At 43.7% G+C, this 24,960-nt stretch carries 27 protein-coding genes; 1 reads left to right on the plus strand and 26 read right to left on the minus strand.

The annotated features are described in order from the left end of the window. Window position 1 precedes the first annotated feature (1 nt). The 16 genes from dnaD to MHH79_RS11185 all read right to left on the minus strand — a co-directional run bounded on the left by dnaD (window position 2) and on the right by MHH79_RS11185 (window position 15,059). Window positions 2-700 (minus strand): DNA replication protein DnaD, encoded by a 699-nt coding sequence (gene dnaD / locus MHH79_RS11110; RefSeq protein WP_004398499.1) that lies wholly within the window; start codon window positions 698-700, stop codon window positions 2-4. A 92-nt stretch (window positions 701-792) separates the two neighbouring features. Further along, the gene (asnS, locus tag MHH79_RS11115) at window positions 793-2,085 is read right to left on the minus strand and encodes an asparagine--tRNA ligase (protein WP_004398777.1); all 1,293 of its coding nucleotides are present in this window, start codon (window positions 2,083-2,085) and stop codon (window positions 793-795) included. Window positions 2,086-2,228: 143 nt separating this feature from the next. Further along, window positions 2,229-3,410 (minus strand): aspartate transaminase AspB, encoded by a 1,182-nt coding sequence (gene aspB / locus MHH79_RS11120; protein WP_015383950.1) that lies wholly within the window; start codon window positions 3,408-3,410, stop codon window positions 2,229-2,231. Window positions 3,411-3,432: 22 nt separating this feature from the next. Continuing rightward, window positions 3,433-3,918: a cell wall elongation/penicillin-binding protein regulator TseB gene (tseB, locus tag MHH79_RS11125; protein ID WP_340034394.1), complete on the minus strand. Its 486-nt coding sequence runs from the start codon at window positions 3,916-3,918 to the stop codon at window positions 3,433-3,435. A gap of 8 nt (window positions 3,919-3,926) precedes the next feature. After that, complete coding sequence (locus MHH79_RS11130) at window positions 3,927-4,097, minus strand: YpmA family protein (RefSeq protein WP_003225588.1); 171 nt, start codon at window positions 4,095-4,097, stop codon at window positions 3,927-3,929. A gap of 142 nt (window positions 4,098-4,239) precedes the next feature. Further along, window positions 4,240-7,035: an ATP-dependent DNA helicase DinG gene (dinG, locus tag MHH79_RS11135; protein ID WP_340034395.1), complete on the minus strand. Its 2,796-nt coding sequence runs from the start codon at window positions 7,033-7,035 to the stop codon at window positions 4,240-4,242. Window positions 7,036-7,160: 125 nt separating this feature from the next. Beyond that, window positions 7,161-7,544: an aspartate 1-decarboxylase gene (panD, locus tag MHH79_RS11140; RefSeq protein ID WP_003225586.1), complete on the minus strand. Its 384-nt coding sequence runs from the start codon at window positions 7,542-7,544 to the stop codon at window positions 7,161-7,163. A gap of 1 nt (window position 7,545) precedes the next feature. Next, window positions 7,546-8,406 (minus strand): pantoate--beta-alanine ligase, encoded by an 861-nt coding sequence (panC, locus tag MHH79_RS11145; protein WP_340034396.1) that lies wholly within the window; start codon window positions 8,404-8,406, stop codon window positions 7,546-7,548. Window position 8,407: 1 nt separating this feature from the next. Next, complete coding sequence (gene panB, locus MHH79_RS11150; RefSeq protein WP_340034397.1) at window positions 8,408-9,241, minus strand: 3-methyl-2-oxobutanoate hydroxymethyltransferase; 834 nt, start codon at window positions 9,239-9,241, stop codon at window positions 8,408-8,410. A gap of 245 nt (window positions 9,242-9,486) precedes the next feature. Then, complete coding sequence (locus MHH79_RS11155; RefSeq protein ID WP_003230650.1) at window positions 9,487-10,464, minus strand: bifunctional biotin--[acetyl-CoA-carboxylase] synthetase/biotin operon repressor; 978 nt, start codon at window positions 10,462-10,464, stop codon at window positions 9,487-9,489. After that, window positions 10,449-11,642, minus strand: coding sequence for a CCA tRNA nucleotidyltransferase (locus MHH79_RS11160; RefSeq protein WP_268547984.1), 1,194 nt, complete (start codon window positions 11,640-11,642; stop codon window positions 10,449-10,451). Before MHH79_RS11160 ends, MHH79_RS11155 begins: the two co-directional genes overlap by 16 nt. 4 nt (window positions 11,643-11,646) lie before the next feature. Beyond that, complete coding sequence (bshA, locus tag MHH79_RS11165; RefSeq protein WP_123373155.1) at window positions 11,647-12,780, minus strand: N-acetyl-alpha-D-glucosaminyl L-malate synthase BshA; 1,134 nt, start codon at window positions 12,778-12,780, stop codon at window positions 11,647-11,649. Then, window positions 12,777-13,487: a bacillithiol biosynthesis deacetylase BshB1 gene (gene bshB1, locus MHH79_RS11170; protein WP_123373154.1), complete on the minus strand. Its 711-nt coding sequence runs from the start codon at window positions 13,485-13,487 to the stop codon at window positions 12,777-12,779. Before bshB1 ends, bshA begins: the two co-directional genes overlap by 4 nt. Further along, window positions 13,480-13,893, minus strand: a complete 414-nt coding sequence (mgsA, locus tag MHH79_RS11175; RefSeq protein WP_014477171.1) for a methylglyoxal synthase — start codon at window positions 13,891-13,893, stop codon at window positions 13,480-13,482. Before mgsA ends, bshB1 begins: the two co-directional genes overlap by 8 nt. A 15-nt stretch (window positions 13,894-13,908) precedes the next feature. Next, on the minus strand, window positions 13,909-14,712 hold the full coding sequence (dapB, locus tag MHH79_RS11180; RefSeq protein WP_003230638.1) for a 4-hydroxy-tetrahydrodipicolinate reductase: 804 nt from the start codon (window positions 14,710-14,712) through the stop codon (window positions 13,909-13,911). A gap of 11 nt (window positions 14,713-14,723) precedes the next feature. Then, entirely contained in the window at window positions 14,724-15,059 is a 336-nt protein-coding gene (locus MHH79_RS11185; protein WP_004398044.1) for a nucleotide pyrophosphohydrolase, read from the minus strand. Window positions 15,060-15,198: 139 nt separating this feature from the next. Between MHH79_RS11185 and MHH79_RS11190 the strand changes: the two genes are divergently transcribed. Then, the gene (locus tag MHH79_RS11190; RefSeq protein ID WP_003230635.1) at window positions 15,199-16,071 is read left to right on the plus strand and encodes a YitT family protein; all 873 of its coding nucleotides are present in this window, start codon (window positions 15,199-15,201) and stop codon (window positions 16,069-16,071) included. Between the two features lie 41 nt (window positions 16,072-16,112). On the opposite strand, the gene ypjB is transcribed toward MHH79_RS11190, so the two are convergent. The 10 genes from ypjB to MHH79_RS11240 all read right to left on the minus strand — a co-directional run bounded on the left by ypjB (window position 16,113) and on the right by MHH79_RS11240 (window position 24,934). After that, complete coding sequence (gene ypjB, locus MHH79_RS11195; protein ID WP_003230633.1) at window positions 16,113-16,907, minus strand: sporulation protein YpjB; 795 nt, start codon at window positions 16,905-16,907, stop codon at window positions 16,113-16,115. Window positions 16,908-16,975: 68 nt separating this feature from the next. Then, window positions 16,976-17,569 carry a DUF1405 domain-containing protein gene (locus tag MHH79_RS11200; protein WP_014480114.1) on the minus strand — a complete coding sequence of 198 codons (594 nt, stop codon included), beginning with the start codon at window positions 17,567-17,569 and terminating at the stop codon, window positions 16,976-16,978. A gap of 110 nt (window positions 17,570-17,679) precedes the next feature. Next, on the minus strand, window positions 17,680-18,447 hold the full coding sequence (locus MHH79_RS11205) for a menaquinol-cytochrome c reductase cytochrome b/c subunit (protein ID WP_004398051.1): 768 nt from the start codon (window positions 18,445-18,447) through the stop codon (window positions 17,680-17,682). A gap of 34 nt (window positions 18,448-18,481) precedes the next feature. Continuing rightward, window positions 18,482-19,156 (minus strand): menaquinol-cytochrome c reductase cytochrome b subunit, encoded by a 675-nt coding sequence (qcrB, locus tag MHH79_RS11210; RefSeq protein WP_003225560.1) that lies wholly within the window; start codon window positions 19,154-19,156, stop codon window positions 18,482-18,484. A 1-nt stretch (window position 19,157) separates the two neighbouring features. Next, the gene (locus MHH79_RS11215) at window positions 19,158-19,661 is read right to left on the minus strand and encodes a ubiquinol-cytochrome c reductase iron-sulfur subunit (protein ID WP_003230627.1); all 504 of its coding nucleotides are present in this window, start codon (window positions 19,659-19,661) and stop codon (window positions 19,158-19,160) included. Between the two features lie 142 nt (window positions 19,662-19,803). Next, a complete protein-coding gene (locus MHH79_RS11220; protein WP_014480115.1) occupies window positions 19,804-20,250 on the minus strand; it encodes a YpiF family protein in 447 nt (148 codons plus the stop codon). 54 nt (window positions 20,251-20,304) lie between these two features. Continuing rightward, a complete protein-coding gene (locus tag MHH79_RS11225; RefSeq protein WP_014477176.1) occupies window positions 20,305-20,844 on the minus strand; it encodes a ReoY family proteolytic degradation factor in 540 nt (179 codons plus the stop codon). 71 nt (window positions 20,845-20,915) lie between these two features. Continuing rightward, a complete protein-coding gene (locus MHH79_RS11230) occupies window positions 20,916-22,187 on the minus strand; it encodes a tetratricopeptide repeat protein (RefSeq protein ID WP_021481536.1) in 1,272 nt (423 codons plus the stop codon). A gap of 334 nt (window positions 22,188-22,521) precedes the next feature. Further along, window positions 22,522-23,808 carry a 3-phosphoshikimate 1-carboxyvinyltransferase gene (aroA, locus tag MHH79_RS11235; RefSeq protein ID WP_031315588.1) on the minus strand — a complete coding sequence of 429 codons (1,287 nt, stop codon included), beginning with the start codon at window positions 23,806-23,808 and terminating at the stop codon, window positions 22,522-22,524. 10 nt (window positions 23,809-23,818) lie between these two features. Next, window positions 23,819-24,934 carry a prephenate dehydrogenase gene (locus MHH79_RS11240; protein WP_014480118.1) on the minus strand — a complete coding sequence of 372 codons (1,116 nt, stop codon included), beginning with the start codon at window positions 24,932-24,934 and terminating at the stop codon, window positions 23,819-23,821. Window positions 24,935-24,960: the final 26 nt, after the last annotated feature.

Consider the following 24,960-nt stretch of genomic DNA (forward strand, 5'->3'; position numbering starts at 1 on the left):
TTTATTGTTCAAGCCAATTGTAAAAAGGAACCTGCCTTTTATACTCTTTTTGCGGTTCATTCTGCTTTGCTTGTACACGCCGGAATTTTTGGCTGTGTATTTTTGCCTGCTCCACAGTTTTAAGCCCGTTTTTCTTCCATTCAAACAAAATCCGGTCAATGTAGCGGAAACTGAGTTTTCCTGATAGTACAGCCTCTTTTAACGCGTGTTTGATCAGTTGTGCGTCATGCTGATCCTGATCCTGCCAGATCGCCAGCGTTTCACACTCCAAAGGCGATAACGGCCTTGCGAACTCTTCCTCAAAAATGGTATAAAGGCTTTTTTGTTCCCCTTCTGCTTTTCTTTCCTGTGTTTGATTCTGTGCAAGCTGAATATACTCGTACAGCTTCCCCCATAAAGGCTGAAGAGAATATTTCTCAAATTTGATGCCGTTTTGATCCTCGCATTCTTCAATAAACAGAAAGCCTTTTTGAATAAACATCCGCAATCTGTTTGTGCATTCTTCAACAGAAATTGACATACCTTCCTGCAGTTGATTCGGTGTAGGAAAATATGATCCTTTTTCTAAATGCATTTTAATTTTTAACAGCAGAATAAGTTCTGTTTCATTAAGCCCAAGCTGTTTATAATGCGTGAGCAGAAGATTGGGAATGGTTGATGTTCCCTGCTCCTGCATATCAATAAATTGCTGTTTTTTCATCGTCACACCTCTTACTGTAAAGGATTGTGATTGCCCCTTTACTGTAAAAAGTCTCCCTTGCAGGAGACTCTTTTTTGCTTCATTTGAATGTATTACGGATACAGACGGTTTAACAGTCTTGGGAACGGGATCGTTTCACGAACGTGAGGCGCTCCGCTGATCCAAGCTACTGTCCGCTCTAATCCAAGGCCGAAGCCGGAATGAGGAACTGATCCATATTTTCTAAGTTCAGCATACCATTTATATGCGTCAGAATCCAGTCCATGTTCTTTAAGACGCGATTCCAAAAGTTCCATATCGTGAATCCGTTCAGACCCGCCGATGATTTCTCCATAGCCTTCCGGCGCAATCAAGTCAGCGCAAAGCACAACGTCCTCACGGTCAGAAGCCGGCTGCATATAGAACGGTTTTAAGGACGTCGGATAGCGAGTGATGAATACCGGTTTGTCATAATGTTCAGCAATCGCTGTTTCATGAGGCGCTCCGAAATCATCTCCCCACTCGATATCGTCAAAGCCTTTTTCTTTCAGAAATTCAATCGCTTCATCATACGTGATTCTTGGGAACGGGGCTTTGATTTGCTCAAGTTTTGACGTGTCTCTTCCCAATGTGTTTAATTCAATTTTACAATTCTTAAGAACTGATTGTACGATGAAAGAAACGTAATTTTCCTGTACTTGAAGGTTTTCTTCAAATTCTACAAACGCCATTTCCGGTTCGATCATCCAGAATTCGATTAAGTGACGCTTTGTTTTAGACTTTTCCGCTCTGAATGTCGGTCCGAAAGAGAATACTTTTCCTAAAGCCATTGCCGCAGCTTCCATGTAGAGCTGGCCGCTTTGAGACAGATATGCATCTTCATCAAAGTACTTTGTCGCAAAGAGTTCTGTTGTTCCTTCAGGTGCGCTTCCAGTCAGAATCGGCGGATCCACTTTTACGAAGCCTTCGTTATTAAAGAATTCGTAAGTCGCGCGAATGATTTCATTACGGATTTTCATGATCGCATGCTGGCGCTTTGAACGCAGCCATAAATGTCTGTGATCCATCAAAAATTCCGTTCCGTGTTCTTTTGGTGTAATTGGATAATCGGTCGCTTCGTGAATGACTTCAATATCTGTCACAGCAAGTTCATATCCAAGCGGAGAACGCTCGTCCTCTTTGACAATCCCTTTTATATAGAGCGACGTTTCCTGCGTCACTGATTTAGCTGTTTGGAAAATGCTTTCTTCCACTTCCGCTTTTACTACGACACCCTGAATAAAACCGGTACCGTCCCGAAGCTGTAAAAACGCAATTTTCCCGCTTGAACGCTTATTAGCGACCCAAGCTCCGATCGTTACTTCCTCACCTACGTGCTTGTACACTTGGTTGATTGTTGTTTTCAACATATTTCCCTCCAAAACAAGAAAGACATTCGGAAGCTCATTGCCCCGCGAACTCTTTTATCATCACTTTATTATACCCGCTCTTAACTAACCGGGTCAATGCAGATAAAAAGCGGCTTTTCTGTCAGCCGCTTTTTGATCTGTTAGCTATGTTTTTCTACAAAACGCTTGATTCTTTCAATAGCTTTTTCAAGAAGATCTAACGATGTTGCATAAGAAAGACGGACATTCTCAGGAGAGCCAAATCCGGATCCTGGAACAATCGCAACTTTTTCCTCCTCGAGAAGCGCTTTAACAAATTCATCTACATCTTTGAAACCGCAAGATTGAGCTGCCTCTTTTGCATTCGGGAACAAGTAAAAAGCACCTTCCGGCTTCACGCAGCTGAACCCTGGGATTTCTATGAGCTTTGCATAGATCGTATTTAATCTATGTTCAAATGCTTCTCTCATTTCTTCCAATGGCTCAGAAGGCCCGTTATAAGCCGCAATCGCTCCGTACTGTGCGATTGATGTCGGGTTTGACGTGCTGTGGCTTGCAAGGTTCGTCATCGCTTTAATAATGTCTTCAGAGCCTGCCGCATAACCGATTCTCCAGCCTGTCATGCTGTGGGACTTCGATACGCCGTTTATAATGACCGTTTGTTCTTTCAGTCTGTCTGACAGCTGTGCAATGGAAACATGTTTCTTTCCGCCGTATGTAAGTTTTTCATAAATTTCATCTGACACAATCAAGATATCATGTTCGAGGCACACTTCACCGAGTGCAGATAGTTCTTCTTCCGTATACATGACACCAGTCGGGTTGCTTGGAGAGTTAATAACGATTGCTTTTGTTTTTTCCGTAATTGCATTTTTCAGCTGCTTAGGCGAAATTTTGAAGTGATTTTCCTCAAGCCCTTCTACATAAACAGGCTTTCCGCCAGCGAGTTTCACCTGCTCCGGATAGCTTACCCAGTAAGGCGTTGGAATAATAACTTCATCTTCTTCATCCAAAATCACTTGGAAAAGGGTATACAGAGCATGTTTGGCACCAGTGCAGACAATAATTTGAGACGGTTTGTATTCAATATTCTGGTCGCGTTTAAATTTCTCTGCAATGCTGTTTTTCAGTTCAGCCAAACCACCGGAAGGCGTGTATTTCGTATGGCCCTCGTTCATCGAACGCACAGCGGCATCAATAATATGCTGCGGTGTATTGAAGTCAGGTTCTCCTGCTCCTAAGCCGATGACATCATGGCCTGCGGCTTTCAGTTCTTTCGCTTTCGCTGTGATTGCCAGTGTGGTTGATGGTGTTAATGCGGATACTCTTTTTGCCAGTTTCAACTTGAACTCCCCCTAATTCGTCTTAAGGCGTGATATTTTTGAGAATCTTTCCAGTTGTAAAGTCCACATAACTTAAACTGTATTGCCCTTCTTTGTCTAAGTACGTCACTTCCCAAAGCAGGACGTTTCCTTCTCTTGCCAGATGAACCTCTTTTTGCTTTGAAACCAGCCCTTCATCCTTTATGATTTTCGCCGCTTTGTCTTCAGAGATTCCCTCTTTCGCTTCTTTTGAGAGAATTTTTGCTTTTTTATTAGCAGGAACCCAGACATATAATGCAGTGCCTTTTTTATCCGTTCCCTTTACAACATAATATTTTTCTTTTCCGACAAATGTTTCGACTTGATCAACACGGGCGAGATCGGTTTCTTTTTTAGCTTCAGCAGCTGCTGCTTCGTGCCCCTCTTCCTTTTGTGCCATGGCTGATTTATAAATGCTTGCCGAGACAAGAAGTACTGCTAAAAAAATAATACCAAAAATGACGGTAAATATTAATGCTTTTTTTCTCATCTTCTCACCTACGTACGATAAATGGTAAAAACGGCTTGGTTTTTGTTTTCTTCATCCAGCGCAAGGCCGAACATCAGATTGTCTCTTTTCAGTGTACGATTCAATGTGTCCACAATTTTATACAGATCATCAGAATGCTCTACATTAATTGTTGAAAGAATTTCGATTTTACTTTCCATTTTTTCATCCTCCAGTTTGAACAAATATTGTTAGTCATACTCCATTTCAGGACACGCCATACTAGTATCACAGAGCGGGAAATCCGCTTTTAAATAAAACACCATCCTACTCCCACACCGCAAAAGCCGCTTTATGCGGCTTTTATTCTTTTTCCCCTGCAACATAAGCTTCAAGCTCGCTGTCAGTCATTTCGGATACTGAGGTTGTCGGCAAGGCATCAAGAAACAGCCGGCCGTAACCAGCGGTTTTAATCCGTCTGTCCAATATAATAATCGTTCCCTTGTCTCCCGCAGAACGCAGCAAGCGTCCGATTCCTTGCCTGAAGGTCAGCACAGCTTCCGGTAATGACACTGTTTGAAACGGATTCTTTCCTTTTTTGCGGGCAAACTCACATTTTGCAGCATGAAGCGGGTGATCAGGGGACCGGAATGGGAGCCTCACGATCATTACTGTTGTCAGTTCATCACCAGGGAAATCAACGCCTTCCCAAAAATGATTTGTTCCGAGCAGGATCGCCTGATTGGATGTTTTAAAAGTCTTCATCAGTTTGCCGGGACTTCCGCCTGTAATCCCTTGTGCCAAGAGCTGAATGCCGGAAGCACTCATGTTATGCTTGAGCTCCTGGTGAACCTTTTTCAGCATATCATGGGATGTAAACAGCACAAGAATTTTAGGCTGTTTTTCCTTTGCCATCAGTTCGATATAACGGGCTGTATCCTGTATAAATTCAGGTTGTCCTGTATCCTGAATTGATTTCATTTCCTTTGGAATCATCACCTGCATACGCTCATCGTAAGAAAAGGGTGATTCAATTCTCATTGTCCGCGGGAAAAAGTCACTCAGTCCCAGTCGTTCAATCATAAATTGAAAAGAACCTTCGACTGTAAGAGTTGCAGATGTCAGCACCACACTATTTTTGCGCGCGAAAAACTGATCAGCCAGAAGTTCACCAGGTTCAAGAGGCTGTGCGTAAATGGCCACTGCATTTTTCGCACCCTTTGCATCTATTTCAATCCAAACCGCTTCATCGTCATCAGACCCAAAGAAGAGCTTCTGCAACGTCTGACAGTAATGCTGCAAGCCTTTCATGCTTCTTTGGTATTCATCGGCTAAAAAGACGGTTTTGCTCTTCATGCCCTTCAAATGTTTTTCCATCAGGGATGACTGCGCCTCAAAAAGCTGCTGCAAATGTGTCAGCATGGAACAAAGCCTCTCCGCACCATCTGTTAAGATCGACCAGCTTTTATCCTGGCTTTCTTTGTTCACCTTAAACACTAGACGGTTTAAGTCTTCTTTAGGTTTTCTTCGTTTGACAAAAGAATGTACAGAGCTGAAGAAAGCATCACTTTCTGCTTGAACGTGCTGAAGCCACTCTTCCAATTCGAAAAATGAATCAACCGGCAGGCTGTTTCGCTGGAATAGCTGTCTCATCTTTTTTAGAAGTCCCTGCTCCTTCAGAGTGCCGATTCTGCTCAATTTCGTATGCAATTCTATGTACGTGGCTCTTTTCCCTAAATGTTCGCTTGCCGCACGTTCAAAATGGTGTGCTTCATCAATAATAAATGTGCCGCTTTCGGGAAGCCTTTTTTTCTGGCTGCCTTCATCGGTCAGCAAAAGAGAATGATTGGTGATCACCAAATCGGAACGCAAAGCAATCTGTTTGGCCCGCTCGTAAAAACCGATCACATGCTCACTGCGGCTTCTTTTATAGGAGTCATCGTCATAAGCCAATCTGTCCCACAGCAATTTTCCGCCTGAAGGCAAATTCAGTTCCGCTACATCTCCTGTATTTGTCTCTGTCAGCCAAACGAGAAGCTGTGCCTTTGTCAGTACGGCATCATAATTATCATCTTCTTCATGAAGCACCTGCTCAAATTTATACAGGCATAAATAATGCGATTGCCCTTTTAAAATCGCCGCTGTTACCGGAAATGGAAACAGATCTTGGACAATCGGCAAATCCTTTGTGAGAATCTGCTGCTGTAAAAGCGTCGAATACGTGCTGATAATGACTGGCTTTTTTGATTTCTTGGCAAAAAGCGCAGCCGGAATAAGATAGCCAATCGTTTTTCCGATTCCCGGAGGAGCTTCAATCAGCGCATGCTCACGATTGGCAAACGCATCAGCCACCTCTCTCATCATCATCATTTGGCCGTCTCTTTTTTCATACCCAGGCATTAACTCTGACAGCGCTTTTTCATTTCCCGCTTCCCAGCTTTCGATCTCAAATGAGAAGTTCTCGTCCTCATTTATACGAGCATCGATAGCTTCAGGTTCTCTGACAGAAAACGAAGAAAAGCGCGTATAGCCCGGTATCTCGGTATGTCTGTTTTCATTAATGAACATATCCAACAAATGCGTCAGATCACTGATGAAATGCTGCGAAAGCCTTCTTAACTGCTTTAAAGTCGGATAAGGAAGCTGCCGCAGCTTTTCAAGGATTTCCAAAAAAATAAGCCCTGTCACTTCAGCATCGCTGTCAGCCCGGTGCGGCTGATCATGCCGCAGCTGAAGCTCCTCACTTAATTCCGTCAGCTTATACCCTTCAAATCCCGGAAAAACAATGCGTGAGAGCTCGACAGTATCAAGCACTTCACAATCTGGGAGCTGAAAGCCCGCCTTATGCAGCTCATACTTGACAAATCCAAGGTCAAAATGGATATTGTGGGCGACAAAATAAGCGCCGTCAAGCAATTGGAATACTTCTTCAGCAACTGCTTCAAATGGCTGTTCATTTTCTACCATTTGATTAGAGATTCCAGTAAGCTGCTCAATAAAAGCAGGGATTGATTTATTTGGATTAATGTATTTTGAAAACCGCTCAGTAATTTGTCCATTTTCGATTACAACCGCTGCGATTTGTATGATTTTATCGCCTTTCTTCGGCGAATTCCCTGTTGTCTCTACATCTATAACAACGAACCGTTGCTTATTCATTAAAATGGACACCTCAATTCTTGCATACGACAAAAGTGTAACACGTTTTGTACGGAAATGGAGCGGCAAAACCGTTTTACTCTCAAAATCTTAAAAGAAAACCCCCGATAAAGGGGGCTTTTCTTCTACAAAATTGTACGGGCTGGTTCGTTTCCCAGCATTTGTTCAATTTTGTTTTGATCATTCAGAACAGCCACTTTCGGCTCGTGGCTTGCCGCTTCTTGATCAGACATCATTTTGTAGGAAATAATAATGACCTTATCTCCTTCCTGCACAAGGCGTGCGGCTGCACCGTTTAAGCATATGACGCCGCTTCCCCGTTTACCAGGAATAATATACGTTTCAAGACGTGCTCCATTATTATTATTCACAATTTGAACTTTTTCATTAGGAAGCATTCCCACAGCATCAATGAGATCTTCATCAATTGTAATGCTTCCCACATAGTTCAGGTTTGCTTCCGTAACAGTTGCCCTGTGAAGCTTGCCGCTCATCATTGTTCGATACATATTATATTCTCTCCATTTCTCGAATATCAATAATGATATTATCTATTAAACGCGCTTTTGAAAAAGCAACTGCAACAGCGAGAATCATCTTTCCAGCAATTTCATTCACAGGCTCGAGTTCCGGATAGGAATAAAGCTCCACATAGTCTATGGTTCCGCTTGTCGTTTCAATGATTTCTTTTGCAGCTTTTATCACCGCTTCAGGATCTCTTTCACCGTCTTGGATCAGCTCCGCACTTGTTTGAAGGGCCCGATACAGCTTAGGCGCTTCTTTTCTTTCCTCAGCTGTTAAGTATACATTGCGAGAGCTTTTGGCTAAGCCGTCTTCCTCTCTGACCGTATCGACAGGAACCAATTCAATATCCATGAAGAAGTCACTGATTAACCCATCAACAACAGCTACCTGCTGCGCATCTTTTAAACCGAAATAGGCACGAGTCGGCTTGACTAGATTGAAAAGCTTCGTCAGTACGATCGCGACCCCGTCAAAATGTCCTTCTCTTGAGCGCCCGCATAACACGTCTGTGCGTCTTTCTACATGAATCGTGACATTCTTTTCACCGGGATACATATCCTTAGCATCTGGCGTAAATAAAATATCAACTCCGGCGTTTTCTGCAAGAGCTGCATCCCGCTCAATATCGCGCGGATATGCTTCAAAATCTTCATTAGGGCCGAATTGTGCAGGATTCACAAAAATACTCATAATAACGGCGTCGTTTTCTTGTCTTGCTTTGTCTGCTAAGGTTAAATGCCCCTCATGCAGAAACCCCATCGTCGGAACAAATCCGATTGACTTGCCCTCTGAATGGTATTGTTTTATGGCTTCTTTCAGCTGTGAAATATCAGTAATCTGTCTCATCTTATTTTCCCCCGTACAAGCCGTCAAGCACTGTCTGGTTCATTTGAAAGGAATGCTTTTGTTCAGGGAAAGCACGATGTCTTACATCCTGAACATATCCGCTGATTGCTGTTTCGATGGTTTCATCAATGCGCGTATATTGCTTTACAAATTTAGGTGTTCTCTCAACACCGTGGCCGATAATATCATGATAAACGAGAACTTGTCCGTCTGCTTTCACACCAGCCCCGATTCCAATGACCGGTATGCTTAGCGTCTCGGCAATTTTGGCTGTGAGTTCTGCCGGCACACATTCCAGCACAAGCATCATAGCTCCTGCTTCTTCGCATTTTATACTGTCTTCTATTAATTTTTTGGCGCTTTGTTCGTCTTTGCCCTGTACTTTATAGCCGCCCAGTACGCCGACTGACTGCGGTGTCAAACCTAAGTGACTGACTACTGGAATGCCTCCAAGCGTCAATGCGCGAATGGATTCAAACACGCCTTCTCCGCCCTCAAGCTTCAGTGCGTCAGCTCCGCTTTCCTGAACGATAGCCGCTGCATTTTTCAGCGTATCTTCCTTAGACAGGTGATAAGACATAAACGGCATATCTGTCACAATAAAGGTATTCGGCGCACCCCTTTTAACGGCTTTTGTATGATGGATCATGTCCGCAACTGTCACACCGACAGTTGAATCAAGGCCGAGGACGACCATTCCAAGTGAATCACCGACTAAAATCATGTCAACTTCCGCTTGTTCAGCAAGTTTAGCTGCCGGATAATCATAAGCGGTCAGCATGACAATCGGTTCTTCAGACTCCTTCATTTTTAGAAAATCCAGTTTTGTTTTCATGTTTTCTCCTCCTCATGTTTAGAGGAGATGATCTGCCGTTTTCTTCTGCAAGCCAAAAAACCTTCCGTTACAACGAGAAGGATTCTTCACTTTCTAAAGTTCGGCGAGTTTCATCCCTCTGTCCCAGTCCTTTTTTGGATCAAGGCAGACTGCTGCAATGTCTATCTATTTTAATAATAGGTGCAGTTCGCAGGCGATACTGCCCAATGGAAGTATACCAAAATCAACGGGCTTGTACCAACACATTAGCCCAATTCGATATCGGCAGAATAGATTTTTTTAATGCCTTCGTTCGTTTCTAAAAGCAGAACGCCTTCATCATCTATACCTAACGCCTTACCGTAAAAGGTTCCGTTTAACGTTCTGGCTCTCATATTAGTGCCAATACCGAGCGCATAGCTTTCCCATAAAAGCTTAATCGGCGTAAATCCGTGCGTCATATAATCCCGGTACCGTTTCTCAAAGCATAGTAAAATATGCTGGATGACGCCGGCCCGATCAATTTTTTCCCCAGCAGCTTGGCTGAGGCTTGTCGCGATGTCCTTCAATTCATCTGGAAAATCATTAGGCTGCTGGTTAACGTTAATGCCGATCCCAATGATCACTGAACGTACGCGGTCTTCTTCAGCCTGCATTTCCGTTAGGATACCGACTGTTTTTTTTCCGTTAATCAAAATGTCATTTGGCCATTTAATATCCGTTTGGATGCCTGCTGCCTCTTCTATTCCCTGCACAACAGCTACTGCAGCAAGCAGAGTCAGCTGCGGTGTTTTTTGGAGCGGAATGTCAGGCCGCAAAATCAGGCTCATCCAAACGCCGTTTCCTTCTTGAGAATGCCATACCCTAGACATTCGGCCCCTTCCGGCTGTTTGTTTGTCAGCCACCACGAGGGTGCCTTCCGGTGCGTTATTATTCGCGAGCTCATGAGCCGTTTTTTGCGTGCTTGAAAGAACGTCATGGTAAATAAGATGCTGGCCCATCACTTCCGTTTTTAATCCAAAACGAATTTCGCTTTCACTGAGTTTTCCGGGCTTTTTGATGAGCCGATATCCTTTTCTTCTAACGGCTTCTACTTCATAACCCTCTTTCCGAAGCTCTTCAATATGCTTCCACACAGCAGTTCTTGAACAGCCGAGAGCATCACTGATTTTTTGGCCGGAAATAAATTCATTGCCGGCCTGAGAAAATAATTCAATAAGGTCTTTTCTTAATGTTGACCGCATGTCTTCAGCCACTCCTCTATGTGTTTCTTTTGATTGGAGAGCTTCCCTGTCACAACAGCCTGCTCGATCCGCTGTAATTCTTCCGACACCCATTTTCCGGCCGGCCGGTTTCGAAGCGCAAGCAAGTCCTTACCCGTGATATCAAGATCCTTAAGGCTTTTGATCGGCAGGTTTTGATAAGCGTACTGAATATCCTTCAGTTTCTTTTCATCCAGTTTTTCGTTTTGCCGAAGCTGCGATATTTTGGCCGCTGAGAGCAGTGCTTTTTCCCCAGCTCTGTACATTGTCATTACGTCAAGGCTCTGGCCAAACGTATCGGCAATGTGAATGGCTTCCTTGATCACTTTTCCCGGGAGCTTCCAGGCTTTCAGGAAAAGGGGCGCGTCTTTCAAGACTATGTCAAGGTTAATTAAAAGAGCAGCCCAAAGCTCCTCACGGGATGTTAAAGAGAAGAATGGAAACTCACTCGTTGAAATCAGGTTTTCTCGTTTATGATAAAAACCAGGAAGCTCTTCATACAATCTCGTTTGAATGAGTGTTTGAAGCGCCTGGCGAGAAGCTCTTCCCTGCAGCAATTTCTCGAACTCTATAGTTTTTCGTTCGACTGAAACATGAGAGAGGAGTGATTTTTCTTTCGCAATGGCTTCTTCTGTTTCCGGTGAAAGTCTAAAGCCAAGCTGGCTCATAAAGCGTACGGCTCTCAGCATACGAAGCGCATCCTCTTGAAATCTATCCTCAGGCTTTCCAACGGTTCGAATCACTTTCTGATCAATATCTTTCTTGCCGCCAAAATAATCAAGCACCTTCCCATCCGCTGTCATGGCCATCGCATTGATCGTTAAATCTCTGCGTTTTAGATCCTCTTCTAATGATGAGATAAATTGCACTTCTGACGGTCTTCTGAAATCAACATAATCAGATTCAGTCCGGAATGTCGTGACTTCATAGGTTTCATCCTCCCAGAGCACAATAATGGTCCCGTGCTCTTTGCCTACATCAACAGTCCGCTGAAACAGCCGTTCTACTTGATCAGGTGCCGCATCTGTCGCGATATCGACATCTCCGATCGTTCGTTTCATATAGCTGTCACGAACTGCGCCCCCGACAAAATAAGCCTGATGGCCTGCTTCGATTAAGATGCGGAGCACGGGAAGTGCTTTGATAAAAACTTTTTCCATGTGATCACTCCGGTTCTGCTAAATCGGCATAAATCTGTTCATACTGGCTGACAATTTTTTCGGAAGAAAATTCATTTTCAAGCATCTCTATTGCCGCCTTTGTAAAACGATTGCTTAGCTGTTCATCTTCTAAAATGCTCATCGCGCGGGCTGTTGCGGCCTCAACATCACCGACGTCCACCAAAAATCCGCTCACATTGTTTTTTATAACCTCAGGGATACCGCCAATATTTGTTCCAATACAAGGCACTCCGCAAGCCATCGCTTCAAGCAGGACAAGGCCAAAGCTTTCTTTTTCAGATAGCAGCAGCTTCAAATCGCTAATAGAATAAAGCTCTTCAACACGGTCTTGATTTCCAAGCATTAAGACTTGGTCTTCCAAGCCATATTTTCTGATAAGCTCGCAGGCTGTCGATTTCTCCGGACCGTCTCCGACTAAAAGCAGCTTCGCTTTCGTTTTGCCAGCGATATTGCGGAACACACGGATGACATCCTGCACGCGTTTAACTTTTCTGAAGTTGGACACATGGATGACGACTTTTTCATCTGGTAAAATTCCATGTTTCTCTTTAATTGCCGCTGTGTTTTTCTTCAGATACACGCGCTCGTCTATAAAGTTATAAATCGTTTCAATTTTTTTCTCCGGTTTAATTAAATCGTATGTTTCAGCCGCAAGCGCTGAGGAGACGGCCGTCACCCTGTCTGATGACTCAATAGCAAAACGGATCAGATCTTTTAGAGACGGATCATAACCTAACACCGTGATATCCGTGCCATGCAAAGTTGTAACAATGCCGATATTGCGTTTCAGCATTTGTTTTGCAAGATAGGCGCAAACGGCATGCGGGAGAGCATAGTGAGCATGGATAATGTCTAAATTCTCCCGTTCCGCCACCTCTGCGATTTTGCTTGCCAATGTCAAATCATACGGAGGATACTTAAAAACAGCATATTGATTAACCTCAACTTCATGAAAATGAATATTGGGATGATATGTATTCAGTCTAAACGGAATGCTTGATGTGATGAAATGGATTTCATGGCCCTTTTCAGCAAGCTGCTTCCCCAGTTCTGTCGCAATGATACCTGAGCCTCCAACGCTCGGATAGCATGTGATTCCTATTTTTAGTTTTCTCATTGTTCGCCCCCAAGCACATCATGATCAAGCATCAGCATCCGTTTGGAAAAGAAACCTTCGGCATACTCCACGCCCGCTTCTTTACCGTAAAGCTTTTCTCTCGCTTCAACGATCTCAATATACCCATTCGTCAGAGGAGTAGAAACTGAATCCTTTGACGGGATAAACTGGCTTTTGTAGGCGTTGAGGCTTTGTTTCTTTGCCTCTATTGTATCCGAGATATCAATAACAAAATCCGGCTGATGAAAACCATTTATCATATAATAGTAAACCTTGCTGACTTTATGCGCCGGAAGGCTTTTTTCGTCTTTATATTTATGGATTCCGGCGGAAAAGATCGCTTCTTCCACGAGTGCAGCCGCATTGCCGTGATCCGGATGGCGATCCTTTTTATACGGCATAAAAACCGCTTTTGGGCGGCAGGTTCTGATGATAGTAACAATCGACCGAATTGCCTGATCACTCATTATTAGGCCGCGGTCTGGAAGCGTTAGCTGAATTCTTTTATCTGCGCCTAATATGCGGGCTGCTTCAGCTGCTTCTTCTTTACGCAAACTGACCGTACCGTTAGAAGAGAGTTCCGCTTCTGTCAAATCGCATATCATTACTTTTTTTCCCTGTTTGACAAACTTCGCTATTGTGCCGCCCATTCCGATCTCGACATCATCACTGTGGGCGCCAAAAGCAAGAACGTCAGCATTATACATTCGGCTCTTCTCCCCGAAGAAGGTCACGGAATTCGAAAACACCTTCATCAAGTGTGCGGACAAGAATTTCCGCAGTACCCATATTTGTGGCGAGCGGAATGGAATATACATCACATAACCGGATTAATGCCGAGACATCCGGTTCATGCGGCTGCGCGGTCAGCGGGTCGCGCAAAAAAATGACAAGATCGAGTGCATTGGCAGCGATCAGTGCACCGATTTGCTGGTCTCCCCCTAAAGGGCCGGATTGAAAACGTTCAATTTGAAGACCTGTCGCCTCTTGAATCTTCAACCCTGTGGTTCCGGTTGCGTATAAATCATGATTCTTTAAAATATCCCGATAGGCAGTCGTAAATTGAACCATATCCTGTTTTTTCTTGTCATGCGCGATCAAAGCAATTTTCATTGTTTATCCCCCCGTCTAATCAATGATATTTTCTAAACCGTACACAAGCTGATCAATCTTCATGACTTGTTCGACTGACAGTTTAACGCCTGACATGAAAGAAGCACGGTTATAAGAATCATGGCGTATCTGAAGCGTTTGGCCATCCATGCCGAACATGACCTCCTGATGCGCGATCAGTCCCGGAAGACGGACGCTGTGCAAGCGAATGCCGTTTTGCTCCGCTCCTCTTGCTCCTGGGAGAATTTCTTTTTCATCCGGATGTCCTTGCTGCTTTTCTTTACGGACTTCTGAAATCATTTCCGCTGTTTTAAGCGCAGTTCCGCTTGGTGCGTCAAGCTTCTGGTCATGATGAAGCTCAATAATCTCAACATCCTCAAAATAGTTGGCAGCCATTTTTGAAAATTTCATCATCAGTATCGCACCGAGCGCAAAATTTGGCGCGATGATGGCTCCGATCCCTTTTTCTTCTGTTAAAGATGTGAGCTCTTTTAAATCAGCTTCTGAGAAACCGGTTGTTCCGACAACTGGACGGACTCCGTGCTCTAATGCAATTTTTGTATGTACTTTTCCGATTTCGGGCGTTGTTAAATCAATCAAGACATCCGGTTGTGTTTCTGTAAAGCAGGCATGGATATCTGTATAAATGAAAGCATCTGACTCAACAGGCATCACATCAGATAATTTTTGCTGATCGTATGTATGGTCTATGGCCCCGACAAGGTCAAAATGAGGTGTTCGTTCTGCCAATTTAACAGCTTCCTGCCCCATTCTTCCACGCGGTCCCGCAATGACTACTTTAATTGTTTCGTTTGACATCTCGATCTCCTCTACTTTCCTTCTTCTTTTCTGGTCCAGCGATCTTTATCTCTTGTATTAAATTTATGCATGACTCGGTCGTGGGCTTCCTCTAAAGAGATATCAAGGGAGTTGGCTAAACAAACCAATACAAATAGCACATCGCCCATTTCCTCTTCCATGCTTTTATCATCTTCAGTCGCTTTTTTTGGTTTTTCTCCATAACGGTGATTCACTTCTCTGGCAAGCTCGCCCAGTTCTTCAGTCAGCCTCGCCATCATGGCCAGCGGGCTAAAATATCCTTCTTTAAATTGGCCGATGTAACGGTCTACTTCAGCCTGTATGTCTTTCATTGTTTTATCACTCACTGAACGAAACCTCCTATCATCCTCTTACATGTTAGCTAATTCAGATACGTTTGACAAATGTTTAAGCACGTTTGCTGTTTTCTTTTTCATCCACTATAATATAAACGCTATCTAATGGAAGGAAAAGGGGTTTTGTGTGATGCTTGGAGAAATTAGATTAAAAAACATATTTTTTATTTTAATCGGAGCGGCAATTTTTTCATTTGGCTTGGTTCATTTCAATATGCAGAACAATCTGGCTGAGGGCGGTTTTACAGGTATTACACTTTTGCTTTATGCCCTTTTCCACATCAGCCCCTCTATCTCGAACCTGGTGTTGAACATTCCGATTTTTTTTATTGGCTGGCGTTTGCTCGGCAGGACAATGTTTGTTTATACCCTTGTCGGCACTGTAGCCTTGTCTTTGTTCCTCAGCATCTTTCAGCGATATGAAATCCATATGCCCCTTCAGCACGACTTAGCGCTCGCCGCTTTATTTGCCGGCGTATTCATCGGAGCCGGACTGGGTATTATTTTCAAGTTCGGCGGTACGACAGGCGGTGTTGATATCATCGCACGTTTAGTGAATAAGTATTTTGGGATCCCGATGGGCAGAACGATGTTTGCTTTCGATGCCTGCGTCATCATTTTGTCTTTGCTTACTTATCTCTCCTATAAAGAAGCGATGTATACGCTGGTAGCTGTATTTGTAGCGGCAAGATTAATCGATTTTATTCAGGAAGGCGGATACGCTGCTAAAGGCGCTACGATCATCTCTTCGAAAAACGACCTGATTCAGAAAAAGATTCTTGAAGAAATGGAACGGGGTGTCACCATTTTGAAAGGACAAGGTTCCTACACAAAAGAGGATATAGATGTACTTTATTGTGTGGTGCCGAAAAACGAATTGGTGATGCTGAAAAGCGTGATTAACTCCATTGATCCCCATGCCTTTGTAGCGGTAAGCGATGTTCACGATGTGCTCGGAGAAGGATTTACGCTTGATGAAAATAAAAATCCGCTTCCGCGCTGACATGTAATAGAAAAAAGGCGGCTGACCGCCGCCCCTCATCCTTATTTAGGGTAGTCCCTTTTTTTCAGCTTGTTTTTTTCCGCCTTGTACTTTCTGTAACCGACATAGGTAAGAGCAGTAATGATGATACTGCCGGTTGTAATGATCACCCAGAGTAAAGACGGATCGGCATCATCCTCCTCCACCCTGTCAAACACATTTTTCAGGTCATGCTGAAGAAGGGAAAGCCGTTCAAGCTTCGTGCTCTCTGTCATTTGCTGAAATTCCTCTTGCTCAATAACATCTATATGTTTTCCGACTGTTTCAAGCTGATCCTCTGATACATCGATTGTAAGACTGGGGTAAATCAAGTCATATAAACTGATAAATTCATTCCATTTTTCATGAAAGCTTGTGCTTCCATTCTTTTGGACATCTCGCTTCAGTTCAGTAAAAGCTTCCATAATCGGTTTTTCCAGTGAGCCCCAAAGCGGGTCAGACCGATTGTCAACCGCATCCATCAGCATTCTGAACTGCGCGGCTGCTCTGAGTTTTTGTGTGTCTGATGTATCAGCTTGCTTTAAACTCCGAACCATATCATTATAGCCCAGTGTGATTTGACGAATTTGGGCTCCCGTTAGCATGGGGTCTTGCTGTTTTTTCTCAGCGGATTTTAATGTTTTTTCAAAATACTCCAAGACTTGAAGCGCCTCTTCATATTTCGCCTGTCGGGTCATTTGAAAGACTGTATCGGATAAATCATTCAATTCCTCGAGGCTTCCCCGCTCTGCAGCCTTGGCATTTCCATTATAAAAAATAAGTGCAATCAACAAACAGATCGTCAGCTTTCGTTTCATGCAGGTCCCTCCCACTCTCTCTCCTTACAGAATATGAAGAAAGGGACAAGGATAGACCAACATTGTCTTTACATCAGCTCAAGCTTCGTTTGCTTTTTTGAGACCACAAGAAAGTAAGCAAGCGCGATTGAGAAGATGCTTAGCCAAAATGTTCCGTATCCTATTTCAGTCATATAATCAGAAAGCATTGAATACCGCGGCATCATATCAAACAAGTAGTCAATGACATCGTTATGCAGTGTCCAGACTGCAGCAATTGCAAGATGCCAAAATGAAAAACGAAAATACGGACTGTATAATACGCCTTGAACAGCCATTGCAAAATGCGAAGCAATTAGCATGTAGCCCTCCCACGGCAAGTCACCAGTTACTGCAAGCACAAGAAAATTCATAGCCACCGCCCATAGGCCATACTTTACGAGGGTAACTAGCGCAAGCGCCTCAAAGAGCGGAGCATTCCGTTTCATGAGAAAGGCAAGCAGCACAAACAGAAAGAAAAACGTTGCTGTCGGACTGTCCGGAACAAAAATCAGGAAACGGGCCGGTGTCTCCAAAAGCTGCGGCAAGTACCAATAGTAGCCGTAAACCGTTCCCAGAAAATTAATGGCTAAGACAAGAATAAGCATCGGCCGCTGCCCTAATACATATTGAAACCATTTCACATCAAATCAACTCTCAGTCTGTAAAAATAATATGTCCATATAAAAAAGCTGACGCCGGGTCAGCTTTTGATAATAAAAGTATATCCTTCCATTTGACAATTCACAATACGTTATTTTGCGGTTGTTTCAGAAATAAATTTTGCAAGTTCTTCGAGCTGCTTATCATTTCCTTTGAACACACCCGCCGGCATTTTGCCTTTCCCTTCTACAGCGATTTTTTTGATTTCTTCCGGTTTCAGCCCGCTGTCAACCAATGAAGGCCCGGCCGCTCCTCCCTGAAGGTTATCCCCATGGCAAGAAATACAGCCCTGTTCCTTAAAGACCTTATATCCTTCTGCATTGGTGTCAATGTCGGCTTCTTTTGTGATTTTCCCCTGTTCTTCTGCCTTGGCCCAGTCATGAGTAGCAACTGACTGCCACGTCAAAAATACAGCAGCGGAAATGGCCAGAAGCATCATACCGACAGCGACCGGACGCTTCCACGGCCTTCTTTCTGTCCCTCTGTCTAGGAATGGAGCCAAAAGCAGGGCCCCAAAAGCGAGACCTGGCATAATCATGGCGCCGACCACTGTAAAGCTTCCGGCGGCGTATTCATACTTCAACAGCTGGTATAAGAAAAGAAAATACCAATCCGGCAGCGGAATATAACCAGTATCAGTCGGGTCCGCCATCCGCTCCAAAGGCGGCTGATGCACAATCGTCAAAACGAGAAAACCGATGAGAAAGACAGCTCCAACCATCCATTCCTTTAACAAGAAATTTGGCCAGAAAGCCTCTGTTTTACCGGGATACTCCGAATAATCCTTCGGTATATTCGGCTTTTTTTCAGCCGGTATCCTTGAGTCGCCTACAAATTTCATCCCTTTGCCCCGGTGCATGTCATCCCCTCCCTTTTATTCGCAGATCAAGAGTTTAAAGCGGTCCTGAAATCCCCTGCTTCCGGATCATAATAAAATGTGCAGCCATCAGCCCGAACAATGCGGCAGGAAGAAAAAATACATGGATCGCAAAAAACCTAGTCAGCGTTTGGGCGCCTACAATATCCGGATGCCCTGCAAGGAGCGTTTTAACTTGCGTTCCGATCAAAGGCGTGGCTTCGGCGATCTGCAGCCCGACTTTTGTTGCAAACAGAGCCTTCATATCCCAAGGAAGCAAGTAGCCTGTAAAGCCAAGACCGAGCATAACAAAGAAGATCAGCACACCGACAATCCAGTTCAGCTCGCGCGGTTTTTTATACGCGCCTTGGAAAAAGACCCTCAGCGTATGTAAAAACATCATCACAATGACCAGGCTCGCACCCCAGTGGTGCATCCCCCTGACAATCTGGCCGAATGCCACTTCATTTTGCAAATAATATACCGATTCCCAGGCATTTTTGATATCAGGCACATAATACATCGTTAAAAACATTCCAGATAATACTTGGATAACGGTTACAAAAAACGTCAGTCCCCCAAAGCAATACACAAACGCAGAGAAATGATGGGCGGGATTCACATGTTCCGGTACTTCGTGATCGGCAATATCCCTCCACATCGGTGTAATATCAAGCCGCTCGTCTACCCAGTCATAAATTTTGTTCAGCATGTCACCCTTCCCCCTTAGGCTTTGCTTTTCCAAGATACAGGAAGCCGTCTTTTACTTCTTGCTCATAATGATCAAGAGGCGCAAGCGGCGGCGTGCCAGGGACATTGGTGCCGTCCTTTTCATAGAGTCCGTAATGGCATGGACAAAAGAATTTATTCGGGTTTTTAGGATCACTATTCCAGTTCACCGTACACCCTAAATGTTTACAAATTGGCGAAAGTGCTACAATTTCATCCCCGTTTTTGAAGACCCAGGCTGATCTTGACTCTTCTGACTCATACCAGGCATCGACTTGATTAATTTTAAAATCAAAGCGCTGCGGCTCTTTTGTCAACTCATCAACGCTGACAACCTGAACCATATCCTGCTTCCCTGTCGATTTTAATACCGGGTCGAGTGCGAAGCGAACCATAGGCATGAGCATACTAGCCGCCATAAAACCTCCTACGCCTGTGAGCGTGTAATTCAAAAATTGACGTCTGGATATATCATGTTTTCCGCCCATCTCTTCTCCCCCCTCTAGGTCACCCCTGCAAACTGACTAAAATAGAAAATATTGCAATAACTCTAGACACCCTCATAATATATGAATCTCTCAGCAAGGTCAATATAGCCAAAATATTGTTCATAAGGAAATGTAAGTGTTTTTATGAAGTGCTCCATAACTGTAACAAAACGTTCAAAATTTCAGCAGTGCGTTCATCCAATATTTTTCTTTTTAAAGAGTCATTTAAATGCTCTAATGGAACAGACGGTGTAACAATCATTTTGCCTAACGCATCCTCAGCTCTCCAACTTTCGTCAGATGTGAGCAGGACAACATGCGGAAATTCCGTTATCAGCTCTTCCCGCAAATCCTTAAGCCCTTGAACGGTTATTTCATTTCTATCAACATATGTATAAGGCGGAAGTAAATATACCCGTCCCTTTAACTGCCTTTCAAGTTCTTCTGAGAGAAGCTGCGTAAACTCGCCTTTCTCCGCCGCCATTTTAAAATGGTTATTAACCCTTATGTTAATTAATGGTATGACAGCGGTATCAATGTAATCCTTAGCTTGTAAATAGTCCTTGGCATCAGTGATTCTCCACCTCATCGTTCTCCCCCTTTACGGCAACAAGCCTTGCAATTCACTGCAAGGCTGGTCATATTATGTGAGCTGATTTAATTGGCGCGATAATTGTTCAAATGCCTCTTTATCATGACGATCTAACGCCTCGTCAATGTCTTTTAATAATTTTTCTCTTTGGAATGTGGAAATAGCGTGCTCTAAAATCTGTTCCGCCAATCCCTGATCTTTTTTATTCTCAAAAAGATCTTTCGGAATATGCGGGTTGGACTCCAGCACCGCCGCATATTCAGGTGAGCTGTAAGCCGAACGGAAATTAAGCTGGATAAACAAATCCTGCTGTTTATTTAATCTAATATCATGAAAAGATTTTTCCGCGTCGGTAGTCATGACATTCTCTTTATAGAACCGGAACGGAACTTCTTCAACACAATGTGTTGACATTATAATGCCTCTCGGGCAAAATTCAGCCTGCTCCACAAAATGAACCTTCTCCATGAGAGAATCATGGCTCATTAAGTAGTTCAAGATCCAAACGCACTCTCGGCGCTTTAACTGATAATGGTTTAAAAACCAACGGATAAAATCTTTTTTCTCATTGACAGAAACAGGGGTCTGCATGTAATTCCCTCCTCTATCGTTCGTATAATCTATATACTTATATGTTCCACATGAATGGTTAATATTCCTGCTTATCTAGAAAATTCATCCTCGATTCGCAAAATCGTTTCTTCAAGCTCTTCATTGGCTCCGTCCATTTCAAGAACCTTTTTCAAAAGCGGCAGCGCTTCTTTTTGAAGGCCTTCTTCTAATAGGAAGCTTGCGTATTCATATAAGAAATCTCTATCCTCCCGGTAATGAAGATAGGCAGCCTCAAAGGATTGTTTTGCTTCCTCGTATTGCTCTAATTCAGTATATGCGCTTGCAAGATACCAATTATATTTCGGATCTTCTTCACCGTAGCTTCGAACCTCTTGAATAAGATCAATGATCTGATCATAATCCTCTTCTTTGTGATACACGGCAAGAAGTGTATGAAGCGCCTCGACAAAGCCCGGATCAAGCGCAAGCGCCTCCTGAAGCAGCTTTTTCCCCTCTTCTGACTTCCCGATTTTTAAGGCCATTTTGGCGGCATAAAGGAAAAGTTCTTTGTTATATTCATCATATCTGATCCCCTCTTTTGCCGTTTTTAATGCCTCTTCATACATCCCTTCAGCTTCATAGCTTTTCGAGAGCGGCATATAAAGTGAAGTATAAGATGGATCAAGCTCCTTTAAATCAGACAGCTGCTTAATAGCTGTTTTCACAAGCCCCGCCTGTAAGGCTGTAAAACCATAGCCGAAAATCGTATTAGGATCAGGATTCTCATCGACAGCTTTCTCATACCATGGAATGGCATCCTCAAATTCACCTGAGGCACTTAACGATTCTGCCAGTCTTTGATGGACATTAACGCCTCCGATCTCACTCTGCTCCTCAGCCGTTGTTTTAAAATATTGAACCGCTTTTGCATAGGCTCCCTGAGCAAAGTAAAGTTCTCCCAGTGCAAAATCAATAACAGGTTCATTGTCCAGAATGGACTTTGCCTGTAAAAGCTTTTGTTCACTGACTTCGAATAACCCCTGCATCTGATAAAGATCCGCCATAAGCAGCAAACTTTCCGGATATGATGGATCTGTTTCCGGAATAGTCTCCAGCACAGCGAGGGCTTTTTCTTCTTCGTCAATATCTATTAAAAGTTCAGCGTAGAAATTCGTCAGTTCTGTTTCATTTGGATATAAATCATGTAGATCACTAATCAGTGAAATTGCTTTTTCTACATCGCCCCACTCGTAATAAAGCTGGGCTGCAATGGCTTTATCTTCATCATGCAGCTGTTTTTCAGCCTTCGAGAGCGTGTTGAGGCCTTTTTCTGTTTCACCTGCTTCAACTAATTTTATGGCTTCTTGAATCAATGTATTCAAATCGGACCGGTCCTTTCTTTTCCTATACAACATCAACCATACAAAAAAGCTTTATTTGTTCGGGTTAATCTTATCATAATTCAGACGAATGCCCCCGGCAAATAAGATGCTTCTGTACGGAAGGGAATTATTGAGTCTTATTAGTTTACCAAAAGATCTTGAGATAGAAAATGAAAAAAGGAAGATCGCCCTCTGTACAGTAAAGCAGCTCTTTGACCTGCCGGCTTGTAAGTAAAGCACATCCCCCCTTTTTGTTTTTCTATCCCCTCTATAAGACAAGCTATGTTTTTTCGCCTCGAATTATGATCTGCATAAAAAATCCTGAAGTAAAACTTCAGGATTTTTTCGAAAGCTTATTTAAATGCTCGAAGAAGGTTGGATAAGAAACGTGAATGGCATCCGTGTGCTCGATTTCAATCGGCTCCTCCGTTATACAGGAAGCAATACCAAGCATCATTCCGATTCGATGATCTCCGTGGCTGGACACTGCAGCGCCGCCTTTCAACGTTTGTTTGCCATAAACCTTCATTCCATCTGCTGTCGGTTCAATTTCAGCACCCAGCTTGCGAAGCTCAGAAACAACAGTATCAATACGGTTTGTTTCTTTCACTTTTAGCTCTGCCGCGTCCTTAATAACGGTAGTTCCTTCCGCCTGAGTCGCAAGAAGCGCGATGATAGGGATCTCATCAATTAAACGCGGAATGATATCTCCTCCGATTTCAACTGCTTTTAGAGATGACGTTTCTATAATCAAATCTCCATAAGGCTCTGCACCGCTATCAGCAGATGGTTTGATTTCAAGTTTTGCCCCCATGTTTTGAAGGACGTCAATAATACCTGTCCGAGTCGGATTTAAACCTACGTTTTTCAATACAATTCTGCTGTTTGGAACCATCGCGCCAGCAGCAAGGAAAAACGCGGCTGAAGAAATGTCTCCAGGAACAAAAATATCAGCAGCTGTCAGTTTCTGGCCACCAGCAATGGAAACACTCGTTTGATCTTCAGAAAGCTTAACGCCAAAAGCAGAAAGCATCCGCTCAGTGTGGTCCCGAGATTTATGGGGCTCTGTGACAGTTGTTGTGCCCTCAGCCTGTAATCCGGCCAGCAAAACAGCAGATTTAATTTGCGCGCTTGCAACAGGTGATACATAATCAATTCCTTTTAATGAAGCGCCGCTCACTGACAGCGGTGTAAACTCTCCGCCGGCTCTGCCGTCGATTTTAGCCCCCATTTTTTTCAAAGGCTCAGTCACACGCTTCATTGGGCGCTTCGCAATGCTCTCATCTCCGGCTACCGCGCTGTAAAAAGGACGGCCCGCCAATATTCCGAGCATCAGGCGAATCGTTGTACCTGAATTTCCGACATCTAAAAGGCTTTCTGGCTCTTTCAGGGCATCGATTCCTTTTCCGTGAATCACGACATCGCTGCTGCTTTGCTCAATGTGAACACCCATTTTTCTAAAGCAATCGATCGTGCTCAGACAATCTGCTCCCGGCAGAAAGTTTTTAACTGTTGTTGTGCCTGCCGCTAGCGCGCCAAACATAACAGAGCGGTGAGAAATGGATTTATCACCGGGAATATGTATTTCTCCATGTAAGGTCTGCACCTTTTCTCGTTTCATTTTTTCCACCTCAATCAGCATAAAAAGTTTCATATTCCGCCCGGGCTTCAATGCATTGTTCTGCCCTTTTGCGGTCGTCATCAGACTGAAAACTGATCCTTAAAATCCCGTTAATATCCTCTCGTGTTTCGATAATGCGGATATTCGTGATACTGATGCGCTCCGCAGCTAAGATCGCTGTTATCTCGGATATTACACCCGGATGATCGGGTACATCCACATATAAATCATAAAATGCAGGTATCGCTCCCTTCTGCCGAAGCGGCAGCCCGTCGCGATAATCCTTGGCTGTTTTAAAATAACGAAATAGATTTTCCGCATCTTCTTGTTCTACATATGTACGGATCTTGTCAATTTCACGAATCCACTCATCAAAACGGTCTAAGATTTTATCTTTATTATGTAATAAAATATCCCGCCACATTGCCGGGCTGCTTGATGCAATCCTTGTAATATCTCTGAACCCGCCGGCAGCAAAACGCTTAACAAGCGGATACAGGTTTTCCGAATGATGGGTTTGGTGAACAAGACTGGCTGCTACAATATGCGGAAAATGACTGATTACACTTGTAACGCCATCATGCTCCTCCGGCGACATTTCCACAAAATGGGCATTCGTCCCCTTCAGCAGGTTTTTTAACTGTTCCACAGCTTGTTTGTCCGTTTTCTGGCCTGGCGTTAAAATATAAAATGCATTTTCAAACAGGAACTCCTTCGCAGCGGCCACTCCTGATTTATGTGAACCCGCCATCGGATGTCCTCCGACAAATTGATAGCGGCTAGGCAGCACTTGATCAGCGTAATCAACCACTTTTTGCTTTGTGCTTCCTACATCCGTAATCAAAAGCTCATGTTCAATTCCTGAATGAGCCAGCTCTTCAAGCATAACCAGTGTTTGTTCAACAGGTGTCGCAATGATTACTGTAGCTGCCTCTTTCGCACCGCTAATAAACGAATCAGCACGATCGTCTATCACACCTAATTTTAATGCCGCTACCGCCTGTTCATCAGAGATGTCGATTCCGATAATCCGTTTGCCGGGATGATTTTTTTTGATGGCTAGGGCAATCGAACCGCCTATCAATCCGAGACCGGCGAGCAATATTGTATCTTTCATTTGATTCATACGTCATCACCTGGTTTATAGACTAA

Origin of the sequence: Bacillus sp. FSL K6-0993 (assembly GCF_037977205.1) — a bacterium.
In the GTDB taxonomy this organism is placed as follows: Bacteria; Bacillota; Bacilli; order Bacillales; family Bacillaceae; genus Bacillus; species Bacillus subtilis.